12 protein-coding genes are annotated in these 12,620 nt (G+C 68.5%); 2 read left to right on the top strand and 10 right to left on the bottom strand.

Annotated features, from left to right (window positions below; all coding sequences use genetic code 11):
• Positions 1 to 503: 503 nt before the first annotated feature.
• From eutC to mftF, 7 genes are all read right to left on the bottom strand, one after another.
• Positions 504 to 1,241, bottom strand: coding sequence for an ethanolamine ammonia-lyase subunit EutC (gene eutC / locus ACY48E_RS01185; RefSeq protein ID WP_462870216.1), 738 nt, complete (start codon positions 1,239 to 1,241; stop codon positions 504 to 506).
• On the bottom strand, positions 1,238 to 2,650 hold the full coding sequence (locus ACY48E_RS01180) for an ethanolamine ammonia-lyase subunit EutB (RefSeq protein ID WP_462870215.1): 1,413 nt from the start codon (positions 2,648 to 2,650) through the stop codon (positions 1,238 to 1,240). Before ACY48E_RS01180 ends, eutC begins: the two co-directional genes overlap by 4 nt.
• A 64-nt stretch (positions 2,651 to 2,714) precedes the next feature.
• Positions 2,715 to 3,566 carry a type IV toxin-antitoxin system AbiEi family antitoxin domain-containing protein gene (locus tag ACY48E_RS01175; protein WP_462870214.1) on the bottom strand — a complete coding sequence of 284 codons (852 nt, stop codon included), beginning with the start codon at positions 3,564 to 3,566 and terminating at the stop codon, positions 2,715 to 2,717.
• A 109-nt stretch (positions 3,567 to 3,675) separates the two neighbouring features.
• A complete protein-coding gene (locus ACY48E_RS01170; protein WP_462870213.1) occupies positions 3,676 to 4,191 on the bottom strand; it encodes a DUF779 domain-containing protein in 516 nt (171 codons plus the stop codon).
• A complete protein-coding gene (gene exaC, locus ACY48E_RS01165; protein ID WP_462870212.1) occupies positions 4,191 to 5,714 on the bottom strand; it encodes an acetaldehyde dehydrogenase ExaC in 1,524 nt (507 codons plus the stop codon). Before exaC ends, ACY48E_RS01170 begins: the two co-directional genes overlap by 1 nt.
• Positions 5,715 to 5,838: 124 nt before the next feature.
• Entirely contained in the window at positions 5,839 to 7,152 is a 1,314-nt protein-coding gene (locus ACY48E_RS01160) for a transcriptional regulator (RefSeq protein WP_462870495.1), read from the bottom strand.
• A 63-nt stretch (positions 7,153 to 7,215) separates the two neighbouring features.
• Positions 7,216 to 8,724, bottom strand: a complete 1,509-nt coding sequence (mftF, locus tag ACY48E_RS01155; RefSeq protein ID WP_462870211.1) for a mycofactocin biosynthesis glycosyltransferase MftF — start codon at positions 8,722 to 8,724, stop codon at positions 7,216 to 7,218.
• 171 nt (positions 8,725 to 8,895) lie between these two features.
• On the opposite strand from mftF, the gene ACY48E_RS01150 reads away from it, so the two are divergent.
• Entirely contained in the window at positions 8,896 to 9,156 is a 261-nt protein-coding gene (locus ACY48E_RS01150) for a helix-turn-helix transcriptional regulator (protein WP_462870210.1), read from the top strand.
• A 28-nt stretch (positions 9,157 to 9,184) separates the two neighbouring features.
• Positions 9,185 to 9,667 carry a hypothetical protein gene (locus tag ACY48E_RS01145; protein WP_462870209.1) on the top strand — a complete coding sequence of 161 codons (483 nt, stop codon included), beginning with the start codon at positions 9,185 to 9,187 and terminating at the stop codon, positions 9,665 to 9,667.
• A 199-nt stretch (positions 9,668 to 9,866) separates the two neighbouring features.
• Here ACY48E_RS01145 and ACY48E_RS01140 read toward each other — a convergent pair whose 3' ends face one another.
• From ACY48E_RS01140 to ACY48E_RS01130, 3 genes are read right to left on the bottom strand one after another with little or no spacing between them, the layout of a single operon-like run.
• Entirely contained in the window at positions 9,867 to 10,940 is a 1,074-nt protein-coding gene (locus ACY48E_RS01140) for a HoxN/HupN/NixA family nickel/cobalt transporter (RefSeq protein ID WP_462870208.1), read from the bottom strand.
• Positions 10,937 to 11,695 (bottom strand): GTP pyrophosphokinase, encoded by a 759-nt coding sequence (locus ACY48E_RS01135; protein WP_462870207.1) that lies wholly within the window; start codon positions 11,693 to 11,695, stop codon positions 10,937 to 10,939. Before ACY48E_RS01135 ends, ACY48E_RS01140 begins: the two co-directional genes overlap by 4 nt.
• Complete coding sequence (locus tag ACY48E_RS01130) at positions 11,692 to 12,504, bottom strand: glutamate racemase (RefSeq protein ID WP_462870206.1); 813 nt, start codon at positions 12,502 to 12,504, stop codon at positions 11,692 to 11,694. The genes ACY48E_RS01135 and ACY48E_RS01130 overlap by 4 nt, the downstream gene beginning before the upstream one ends.
• Positions 12,505 to 12,620: the final 116 nt, after the last annotated feature.

Genomic DNA, 12,620 nt, shown 5'->3' with positions numbered 1-12,620 from the left:
GTCCTGCACCATCCTCGTCGATCGTCTCTATCGCCGCGCCGGACACCGCTTGTGCAGTATCCGCCATCGACCCACGCGCATTTGTCGAAAGTCACAAAAGCCGTCGGACCGATCCGGGGTTCGTCAACGATGACGTGCAGGCTGATTCGGCGGCTGCGTCAACGGAAGTGTGTCGCCCGTCGACTCTGATTCGTTACATGTGAGGTCTCGATGACCGAGCCGTCCCCGGTCCCCCGACCTGCAGGTTCTATGCACCTTCCAGTGAATTTACGCAAGTAGTTCGTTGCCGCTACGAGTGATGATGGCTCCCGGTTCCCGCCGCGGCACCACAGAAGGGTAACCGAGGAGACCCACACCACTGACGCGACCGTGGAGCCGGTTCCGACCCGACACAGCGTCGAAAGCGACCTGCGATCGGGTTCGTGGCGATTGTCCGGAAAAGGGTGTGATTCCGGGGCCGAATCAGCGAATCACAGGCGCTTCGGACCGCCGAATCCGATCGGTCATGAGGGCAACTGGCGCGAATCATCCTTCAGGTCCACACCCGAACGGCCGAGCAGCCGGGCACCCGCGACCAACGAGGCCACCGTACGCGCGGCCTGCTCGTACCCCAGCCCGTCCGGGGGATGGATGTTGGATACGCAGTTGCGCTCGGAATCGGCCCGACCCGGCTGCGGCCCGTGCGTGAGATAGATCCCCAGCGAATCCGCCACCGACAGACCGGGGCGCTCCCCGATCACCACCAACACCGTGGCCACCCCCAACGACCGACCGACGTGATCGCCGAGCGCCACCCGCGCACCCGTCGCGATCACCGGTGGTGCGATGGTGAAGGTCTTCAGCGCCCGCGCCAGCGCCGCGAGCAGACCCGGCCCGTGATCGGTCAGCGCCCGCGCCGACAGCCCGTCGCACAGCACGACGCCGATATCGGCCTCCGTGCGCGGTACCGCCGACAGGTCCGCGGGCACCCGACCCAGGTCGGGCCGACGCAGGTACTCGCTGCGCGAGGCGGCACGCGAGGAAACCGCCACCGGATCCCCGAGCCCCACGGCTGACACCGCGGCGGTGAACGCGGACAGGTCCAGTTCGGTATGGACGGCGTCGCGCGCCGCCGCATGCGCCGCCCGGAACTCGAGCACCCGCGAGGTGGGCAGCCCGTCGCCCGCCCGCCCCAACCCGATCCGCGCCTGCGTCGACCGACGCAGGCCGGTCCAGAAGTCGTCCGGCGCGGGTGTGGTCACGGCGCACCCGTCAGTGCCCGCAGCGGCGAGGTGCGGGCGTCGATGGGCAGTACTCGACCGGAGTCGTCGGTCATCCCCAGCGATCGCATCCACGCCGCGAACTCCGGAGCGGGCCGCAGCCCCAAGACCTGACGCACGTACAGCGCATCGTGGAAGGACAGGCTCTGGTAACCCAGCATCACGTCGTCGGCCCCCGGCACGGCGATCACGAATGCGGCACCCGCCGCACCCAACAGGGTCAGCAGCGTGTCCATGTCGTCCTGGTCCGCCTCGGCGTGGTTGGTGTAGCAGACGTCCACCCCCATCGGCAGGCCCAGGAGCTTGCCGCAGAAGTGGTCCTCGAGCCCCGCGCGGACGATCTGCTTGCCGTCGTAGAGGTACTCCGGACCGATGAAGCCGACGACGGTGTTGATCAACAGCGGGTCCAACGCGCGGGCCACCGCATAGGCCCGTGCCTCGAGCGTCTGCTGGTCCACCGGCCGCCCGCCCGTGCCGATGTGCGCGTTCGCCGACAGCGCCGAGCCCTGCCCGGTCTCGAGGTACATCACGTTCTGGCCCACGGTGCCCCGGTTCAACGACCGGCCGGCGTCGTTGGCCTCACGCAGCATCGACAGGTTCACCCCGAACCCCCGGTTGCCGCCCTCGGTACCGGCCACCGACTGGAACACCAGATCCACCGGCACACCTCGGGCGATCAGGTCGATCGTGGTGCTCACGTGCGAGAGCACACACGACTGCACCGGGATCTCGAAGCGTTGCCGAATCTCGTCGAGGAGATACAGCAGATCGGCCGCCGCCTCCGGCGAATCCGACGCCGGATTGATCCCGATCACCGCATCCCCCGAACCCAGCAGCAACCCGTCGAGCGTCGCGGCCGCGATGCCGTGGGGGTCGTCGGTGGGGTGGTTGGGCTGCAGACGGGTGGCCAGAGTGCCGGGCAGGCCGATGGTGGTGCGGAACGCGGTGACCACTCGCACGGCGCGGGCGACGGCGATCAGATCCTGATTGCGCATGAGCTTCGAGGTCGCCGCCACCATCTCCGGAGTGAGCCCCGGCGCGAGGGCCGCGAGGGTGCCGGCCGCGTCGGGTTCGGCGGCGGTGGCGAGAAGCCAGTCCCGGAACCCCCCGACGGTCAGGTGCCGCACGGGGGCGAACGCGGCGCCGTCGTGGGTGTCCACGATGAGCCGGGTGACCTCGTCGCTCTCGTACGGCACCACCTGCTCCTCGAGGAACGCCGTCAACGGCACGTCCGCCAGCGCCCATGCTGCGGCGGCGCGTTCGGCATCGGAATGTGCTGCGCACCCGGCCAATTGATCACCGGAGCGCAGCGGCGTGGCCTTCGCCAACAGATCCACCAGGGAGTCGAACGAGTACGAGGTACCCGCCACCGACTGCGTACGCACCGTCATCGCTCCACGGTATGCCGGTGTGCGCAACTTCGCTGCGTGTGCAGTAATCCGTGCTGTACACGGATTACTGCACAGAACGGACGAAGGCCCGGATCTCGGCGACCACCTCCGCCGGCCGCTCGGTCAGATCACGCCACGTGTAGCGCAGCACCGTCCACGATGCGGCGAGGGTGTTCTGCCGAACGCGGTCGCGCTGGAATGCCGAGGCGTCGCTGTGGAAAGCCCAGCCGTCGATCTCGATGGCCACACGGGCGGCCGGGAACGCGATGTCCACGACGTACCGCCCCACGCGGTGGTTCACGACCCACCCGGTGAGCCCGGCGTCGGTGATCAGTCGGACGGCGAGGCGCTCGGCCTCGCTGCGAGCACCGCCCTCCGCGGCACGCAGCAGCTTCTCGGCGGCGGCGAATCCGCGCCTGCCACGATTGCGATCCTGCGCCCGACGCAGCGCGGCCAGGGTGAGGGAGCGCTGCAGTTGGCGATCCATGATCTGCGCACCGAGCACCGCCGATGCCTCCAGCACCGTCAGCGCCCGACCGGAAACCTGAACGCGCCGCACCTGCACCACGTCGTCGGGGTCGAGAGCGCGGCGACGAATCCGCACCCCCGGCGCTGCCCGCCCGGAGGCCGACGGCGGCACCGTCACCTCCACCAGCGGCGGCAGATGCTCGGTGATGCCGAGCCAGAACGCCGCGCCCGTTCCGGTCAGTACCCCGTCGGAGGTGGACCACACTGCGCATCGCGCCCGTGCCGCGTCGGTGAACGGTCGGTCCAGGGCCACGTGTACACCTCGACTGACCCGTCGCCACCTACCCGAGCGCACACGCCACTCGATCGCCTCGTCGCTCAAACCTGCGGCGCGCGCCTGTGCGGAGGTGACCACGCCGTCCTGCGCCGCCAGCAGTCGATCGATCATGCCGAGTTGGACGCACCCGGGCGCGCCGCGGTTCCCCTGGCTCCGACGAATCGTGTGCAGTAATCCGTGCTGTACACGGATTACTGCACACTATTGCTCCTGCAGAGGACTACTGCGGGATGGGGCAGGCCTCGACCGCCTCGGCCACCACCATCGCCTCGGTGGGCACCGGCGGACGCGCACCCTCCTCGAACGCCGCGCCGGTCACCACGGTCTCCGCGGCGAGTTCCACGTTCTCCTCCTCGGTGAACGCGCGCCCCCGGCTCAGGAACCGCATACCCTCGGGCGTCTCGAGGGAGAACCCGCTGCCGCGACCGGGCACCACATCGAGCACCAGCTGGGTGTGCTTCCACGCCTCGAACTGCGACCCCGAGATCCACACGGGCACAGCATCGTTCCCGGTGGCGATCGCGGTGGGAACCTGCCCCACCTCGGCCCGCAGATCGAGCACGCCGAGCAGCACGTCGCGGTCACCGACGATGAACTCCCCCGCCGGGTAGCACATCGGCGAGGACCCGTCGCAACACCCGCCGGACTGGTGCATCATCAACCCGCCGTGCGCGGCGCCGAGGCGACGGAGAAGATCCATCGCCCCGGCGGTCGCGCGCAGCCGCGCAGGGGGCATCAGAAGAATCCCTGAGCCTTCGACGCGTAGCTCACCAGCAGGTTCTTGGTCTGCTGGTAGTGGTCGAGCATCATGCGGTGGTTCTCCCGACCGATGCCCGACTGCTTGTAGCCGCCGAAGGCCGCGTGCGCGGGGTACTGGTGGTAGGTGTTGGTCCACACCCGTCCGGCCTGGATGTCGCGGCCGGCCCGGTACGCCACACTGCCGTCGCGGGACCACACGCCGGCGCCGAGGCCGTAGAGGGTGTCGTTGGCAATGGAGATGGCGTCGTCGTAGTCGGTGAAGGACGTCACCGACACCACCGGGCCGAAGATCTCCTCCTGGAAGATCCGCATGTTGTTCTGGCCGGTGAAGATCGTGGGCTGGACGTAGTAGCCGCCGTTGAGGTCGCCGCCGAGTTGAGCTCGCTCGCCACCGGTGACGATCTGCGCGCCCTCACCCTTGCCGATCTCGATGTAGGAGAGGATCTTCTCGAGCTGGTCGTTGGAGGCCTGCGCGCCGATCATGGTCTCGGTGTCGAGCGGGTCACCCTGCCGGACGGCCTTGGTGCGGATCGCGGCCAGGGCCAGGAACTCGTCGTAGATGTCGGACTGGATGATCGAGCGCGACGGACACGTGCACACCTCACCCTGGTTGAGGGCGAACATCGTGAAGCCCTCGAGCGCCTTGTCCTGGAAGTCGTCGTGTGCGGCCATGACGTCGGAGAAGAAGATGTTCGGGCTCTTGCCGCCCAGTTCGAGCGTGACGGGGATCAGGTTCTGCGAGGCGTACTGCATGATCAGCCGGCCCGTGGTGGTCTCACCAGTGAACGCGATCTTCCTGATGCGCGGGCTCGACGCGAGCGGCTTGCCGGCCTCGGTGCCGAAGCCGTTGACGATGTTGACCACGCCCGGCGGAATCAGGTCACCGATCAGGGAGATGAGGTAGAGGATCGACGCCGGTGTCTGCTCGGCGGGCTTGAGCACCACGGCGTTGCCGGCGGCCAGAGCGGGCGCGAGCTTCCACACGGCCATCAGGATCGGGAAGTTCCACGGGATGATCTGACCCACCACGCCGAGGGGCTCGTGGAAGTGGTAGGCGATGGTCTCGTGATCGATCTCCGACAGCGAACCCTCCTGCGAGCGAATGCACCCCGCGAAGTAGCGGAAGTGGTCGATCGCCAGCGGGATGTCTGCGGCCATGGTCTCGCGGATGGGCTTGCCGTTGTCCCACGACTCGGCGAGGGCAATGGACTCGAGGTTCTCCTCGATGCGGTCGGCGATCTTGTTCAGGATCACCGAGCGCTCACCGGCCGTGGTCTTGCCCCAGGCCGGTGCGGCAGCGTGGGCGGCGTCGAGGGCGAGCTCGATGTCCTCGGACGTCGAGCGGGCGACCTCGCAGAAGTTCTGTCCGGTCACGGGTGTCGGGTTCTCGAAGTACTGACCCTTGACCGGCGGCACCCACTCGCCGCCGATCCAGTTGTCGTAGCGCGACTGGAAGGACATCGCGGCATCGGGCGATCCGGGGCGAGCGAAAACGGTCATCGAACGTGCTCCTTCGTCGGTGGGACTCCCCCGAAGCAGACCCGGGGGCTGTGACTCAGAACACTACGATCGGCAACGTTGCATCCCCGTTGCGTGCTGCGGGCAACCCCGGTCCGCGAGAAACTCAGCGTGCGAAGAACCGGGCCCGCGCCTCGGCGCGAGCGAACTGCGGCGACGACGGGTCCAGGCACGCCCGGTAGGCCGCCCACGCAGCAGGGTCCTCGCGCCCGTGTACCGACGAGGTCCACCTCGCCAGCAGCGACGGGTCGCCGGCCCGCAGCAGGGCTGCCTGCACTCGCAGGCGTAGCTGCTCGCGAATGTCCTCCACACCCGGGGCGAACGATCCGGGCAGCACCGGCCCGCGGTAGCGGCGCAGGGCACCGGCCAGGTCGCCGCGATCGAGGGCTGCCTCGACGTCGGTGACGTCCGAGCGCAGGGCGGTCAGCAGCCGGTAGGGACGCGAGGCGAGCCCGTCGGAACCGAAAACCTTGCGCAGACGCGACATCTCGGCGCGCACGGTCACCGAGTCCAGTTCGTTCTCGTCGAGCAACACGGCCAGGTGGTCGGCGCTCAGACCTTCGGGGTGGGCGGCCAGCAGCACCAGCATCTCCGCGTGACGCTGGGTCAGAGGTACCCGCTCGTGCCCCCGCACCAGCATCGGGCGAGCACCGCCGAACACCTCGAGGCGCGGGGCGCGTTCGGCTCCGCCGAGTTCGGCCGCGTCGTACTCGGCCAGGGCATCGGGGTTGTCGAGCAGGTACAGGCGCAGCTCGGCCTCCGCAGCGGCCACGGTGGCCCGCACGAGCGAGAGTGCCGCGGGTACCGCAACGCCTGGTCCGCCGGTGATGTCGATGGCGCCGAGAATGCGTCCGGTGAGCGGATTGTGAACGGGCGCAGCGGAACAGCTCCATTCCTGCACCGGCCGCGAGAAGTGCTCGGCCGCGAAGATCTGCACGCTGTGGTCGAGGGCCAGGGCCGTGCCGGGCGCGTTGGTGCCCACGCGCGATTCGCTCCAGTCCGAACCCTCCACGAAGTTCATCGCCGTGGCCCGGGTCTTGGCCACCGAGTCGCCCTCGACCCAGAGCATGCGACCGGAGGCATCGGTGATGGCCACGAGCAGACCGGTGTCGGCTGCGTCCTCGACCAGCAGTTTGCGCACGACGGGCCGGATCAGCGACATCGGGTGGTCGGTGCGGTACCGCTCGAGGTCCAGTCCGTCGAGTGCCTGATCGGTGGTGGAATCGGGATCGACACCGAGTTCGGCGCTGCGCATCCACGACTGGCGCACCACGGCTCTGACCGCGCCCGTGGCGCTCTCGGTGCGCGTCTCGACGAAGGCGCGGTGCGCCTCGGAGACGGTGCGGGCGAGTGCACGGGTGTCCTGCCCCGGGCGCACGGCGATCCAGGGGTTGACTGCGCCCTCGCGCTCTGCGGTCACGCCCTCGCGCTCTGCGGACAACCCGTCGGGCTCTGCGGTCAGCGATGTCACGTCTGGAGGTCCTTACGTCTGCGTAGCTCCACTGTAACGCACGTCACAGTTTGCCCACGTCAGCAGGCCCGCACCCCCGCAGCGGACGATCGACGCACCGTGTAGGAGTCCGCGCGGCGCACCGGGGACGGCGGCACGCGGGACCAGGGCGCGCGGCGCACGCGAGGTGATCGCCGCTGCCCACAGACCCGACCCGTAGGCCAGATCCCCGAGCCGAGTGAAGAACACGTGCGTCACCGGGCCCGGCCCGCCGTCGACGCGATGCTCGTGCCAGTCCCACAGACCGTCCGCGACGGCCACGGCGATCGCCAGCCGCCGCACGCGCACCGAGAACACCATCGCGACGGCGGTGATCGGCCAGTACATCCGCAGCATCGCCGCCGCGAGGTGCCAGGCCGTGCTCGCCAGACCCTCCGCCGCCAGGTACGCCGCCACCCGCGACGCGTCGTCGACGCCCACCAGGGCCCGCCGTAGCCGAGTGAACAGGACGGCCAGAGCGGCCAGGGCTCCGAGCAGACCTGTTCTGGTTGCAGCCCCGAGCAGCGCTCCGGCGAGAAGGGCCCATCTCGGCAGCGGCGCGGCCGGGTCGCCATCACCGTGGACGGTGCTCAGGGCCACCGCGCCACGCCCGTGGATCACGCTGCGCACCAACCACTCTCGGAGATCACCGCGATTGTCGTGCGCCACCCGGGCGACGGGTTCGTACCGCACGATCCGCGACTGCTCCTCGAGTCGACGCACCAGGTCGGCGTCGGCCACCGGATGCATGCTCGCATCGAAACCGCCTGCCTGCGTGAGGTGTTCGCGGCGAGCGACCAGCGCTTTGCCCGGTACCGACGTCACCCGACCACCTGCGCTCACCCGCGCCTCACGATGTCCGCGGTCGAGCGGCGAGCGGGCGAACTCGTAGCGCGCGAACGGACCGGACTGCGCCGTGAGCGCAACGATCCGCGGTGCCACCATCGCCACCGACGGATCGGTGAAGTGGCCGAGGATCATCTCGAGCCATCCCCGGTGCGGCACCACGTCGGAATCCAGGAAGGCCACGAATTCCGTAGTAGCACTGCGCAATCCGACGTTACGAGCCTCAGGTGGGCCGACGGGATCGTCGAGGCGGATCACCGTCAGCGACGCGCAGGGGACCTCGTCGGCGTGAACGGTCACCGGCGCCGCGGACCCGTCGTCGACGACGATCACCGCTACCGCACGGAGCGCTCGAAGCAGCCGCATCAACCGCGCAAGGTTGTCGCGAACCGGGATCACCACGGTGACGTTCTCGATGGCCGGCAGCGCGGACGGGCGGGGATTACCGATACCGGTGTCGAGCAGGCGACGGGCGAGCGCGGCGGACTCGTCGTCGACGACGGTGAGGAACCTGTCCACGATGGAGTCGGCGGCAGGGTCGTCGAGTGTCAGCACGCAGGCCGGTGAGCCCCCGACGAGCACGCGCCCGTTGGACATCGCCCGCACCCGGGGATCGATCCGCACCCCGAATCCATCGGGCAGTCGGGGTGCATGCATCCGAATATCGTAGGCAGCGCACCCGGCGCTGTCTGCGTGTCGGGGAGGATATATCCGCCACGGGCGGGGAACACGCGGATCGACGCGGGTGAGCCCGACTCACCACCCGTGCACAGCTCGTTACGCTGTTGTCAGAACACAAGAACCCCGCGCCGGGAGGAGGGCGATCTGGTGCCCGTAGCCGGTGAGGCTCGACGCCCCATGTACAACAATCTGCGCCGCCTGCGAGCTGCAGCCAAGATGTCGCGAGCCGATCTCGCCGCCGAGATCGGCGTCAACGTTCAGACCATCGGCGCGCTCGAGCGTGGCGCGTACTCGCCGAGCCTGTATCTCGCGCTCCTCATCGCCGATGCGCTGAACGTGTCGATCACCGACGTGTTCGGCCTCGCCGACGCGCAGGTACACGACGATGAACGCGCGGGACCCGGCTGATCGCCACGTGCAGAGGTACGGTGGTTACGTGCGCGACAACGCCAGCAGGACAACGCTTCTGCTGTACCTGCGACTCTCCCTCGCAATCGCCCTCGTTGCGCTGCCCGTCATCGTCGACGTGGCCGAGGCGCAGATTCCGTGGATCGTGCTTCTTGCCGCGCATCTGATCGCCTGGTGGTTGCTGATTCGCACCGGATCGGCGGTGATGGAGACCCGTGGAGCCGACCTCGACGAGCGTGAGATGCACATCCGCAACGCCGCCTCCTGGTGGGGCCTGACCACGCTGTGCTCTCTGGTGGCGGTGCTCGCCGCGTTCCAGATAGTCGGCGCCGGCCGTGACGCAGGCCTGTTCCTCGCTCTCCGGGATCGGTCCGGGTACATCCTCGTAGGAGTCCTCCTGACCGCCCTGTCGGTTCAGAGCATCGTGGCCCGGGCGGCGTCGGTCGGGCAGCCGACCGACGCCCCGATCTTCGTCGACCTCGACCCCGACGATCCCGAGACCGACGACTGAGTGCGGTCAGTTCTTGCTCGTGCGCTGCTGCTGAACGCCGAGGTAGACGGCGAAGGCGAGGAGCAGGGCGATGATGACGACGAGAACGGTGCTCATGGGGATTCCCTTCTGATCGATCACTCCGAATGTTGTGTTGTCACAACACTACGGCAGATATTGCGATAACACAACACCGCTCGATCGACGCGGCAACGCCCCCTCAGCCCGCGCTACCGACCTCGAACCGGCGGTCGACGCGTGCGACGCGGTAGTAGACCAGCGCCACGATCCACACCAGCGCGAAAGCGCCCACGACGAACAGCCCCACACGCTCGAGATCGACGGCGGCGAGCACGTCCCACACCCCGCCGGTGAGCGAGAACCGCTCCATCACCAGCGACAGCACCTGGAAGGTGCCGATCACCAGGGCCACGAACACCGACAGCGACGTCATGGTGATGTTGTAGAACAACTTGCGCGCCGGCGTGACGAACGCCCAGCCGTAGGCCTTGGCCATGAACACCCCGTCCAGGGTGTCCATGGTGGTCATCCCGGCGGCGAAGATCAGCGGCAGCGCGATGATCGCGAGCGGCGGAAGCCCACCGGCAACGGCGGTGGTACCGGCGATGGCGAGCAGGCCCACCTGGGTGGCGGTGTCGAACCCCAGCCCGAACAGCAGGCCCAGCGGATACATCTGCCACGACCGATCGACCATCGAGTCGTACCGCCCGCGGAAGACTCGATTGAGCAGTCCCCGCTGGGCGAGCAACCGATCGAGGGTCTCCTCCGCGTACTCACCGCGGCGGGCGCGCCGCCACACGCGCACGATCCCCTGCAGCACAACGATGTTCACCGCCGCGATGGCGAACAGGAACACCCCGGAGACCATCGTGCCGACGAACCCGCCGGGACCGGTGAACGCCTCCTGGAAGGCCGTCGCCTTCGCCGCCACGAATGCGATCGCGGCCACGAAGACGAACACCACCGTCGAGTGCCCGAGTGAGAAGAACAGCCCGACCGCCAGGGGTTGCCTGCCCTTCTGCAACAGCAGGCGCGTGGTGTCGTCGATCGCGGCAATGTGATCGGCGTCGAACGCGTGCCGCATACCGAGGGTGTACGCCACCAGCCCGGCCCCGGCGTACACCAGCGTGCCGTCCGGACCGGTGAGCTGATGGATGGCAGGCACGGAGTTGTAGCACGCGAACAGACCCCACCCCACACCGTGCAGAGCCACGATCACCGCGCCGATGGCCAGCAGACGTCGAATCTCGCCGCGGGTGAACCGATTCGTCACGGGCGACCCAGATCGGTGCCCGGCTCCTGCGTCATCATGGCCAGCAGGAACTGGTCCTGCAGACCGCTGATCTCGGAATCCGGGACGGGCGCGGTGAACAGTTTCTTCACCTGGCCGTGCAGCGCCTCCATACGCACGTCGAGGGCGTGTGCCGCCGCAGCGGCATCGGTGAGTTCGGCCAGAATCGGCTCGGGAACCTGCCCGTCGTACTGATAGTGGATCTTGTGGTCGAGGCTGGCCCAGAAGTCCTGGGCGATGGTGCGGATCTGCACCTCCGTGTACACCCGTTCGACCCGATCACTCAGGTACACCGGGAGTTCGAGGATGAGGTGAATGCTCTTGTACCCGTTGTCCTTCGGGTTGGCGATGTAGTCCTCGAACTCCACCACCCGAACATCTTCCTGATTGATCAGCAGGTCCTTCACCACATAGGTGTCGGCGTGGAAGCTGCACACGATGCGCAGCCCGGCAATATCGCGCACCCCCTCGCGAATACCGTCGAACGTCAACGGATAACCCTTGCGAATGGCCTTGCGGGCAATGCGATCCGGTGTCTTCAGCCGCGAACCGACGTGCTCGATCGGGCAGTAGCTGTGCAGGTGCGTGAACTCGTCCTTGAGGATGTTGATCTTGGTCAACATCTCGTCCAATCCGAACTGGTACACCATCATGAAGCGCGTCAGATCCTCGCGGAGCTCACGCACCCGCGTCGCCCGGTCCTCGGCGCCACCGTCCTCGCCCTCGGCATGCGTCATCGCGACCACACCGTACCGCCGACCACGTCGAGATCGGACTCGGGGCCGAGCCCGAGCACGATCCGCCCGGCCTCGTAGTTCGTCGCCCGCCGATCAAGCTCACCCGGCCGCAGCGAATTCCACACCCGCACCGGCGCATCCGGCACAGACACCGACACCGAGGGGCCGTCACCGAGCATCCGAGACGCCTGACGGGCCACCGCCTCGGCGCTGTCGAACACCGTGATGCCCGGCGGCAGCGCCGCCTCGATCTGCTGCTGCACCAGCGGGTAGTGCGTGCACCCGAGCACCAGGGCCTGCACGTCGGACGGGGTGCGCGCTGCCGCGTCGGCGATGGCGTCGGCAATGGCGACACTGTCGGCCCGATCGATGGCGTCGGCCAATCCGTGGGCGGCGACGGCCGTGACCTCCCGATCGGCGGCGAACGTGGCGATCAGGTCCGCCTGGTACGCGCTCGCGGTGGTGGCGGCGGTGGCCCAGACCGTCAGGCGAGCTGCGGCCGCGGCCGCCGGCTTGATGGCCGGCACGGTGCCCACCACGGGAACCGCCTCCCCCACATGCGCGCGGGTGGCTGCCAACGCCGCGGTGCTGGCTGTGTTGCAGGGCAGCACGATCACCGATGCACCCTCTGCCACCGCGCGGTCCGCTGTGGCCACCACTCGATCGATGATCCAGTGGGTGGACCGCGGGCCCCACGGCGCATTCTCGGGATCGGTGAACAGCAACTGCGCCACATCGGGACGAAGACGACGCAACCAGGCCGCGGTGGGCAGCAGCCCGAGCCCGGAGTCGATCAGCGCAACGCTCACGGCGTCGAATCTACCGTCCACCCGACCGCGACCGGCTCCGCGCCCACAGACGCCGAACGGCGCCCACCCCGAGGGGTGAGCGCCGTTCGAGTGATGCGGGTGTTGCTTGTTGATCG

The organism is Rhodococcus sp. AZ1 (genome assembly GCF_054979605.1).
Note: the sequence above shows the minus strand (reverse complement) of the source record. Positions and strands in the feature narration are given on the sequence as shown.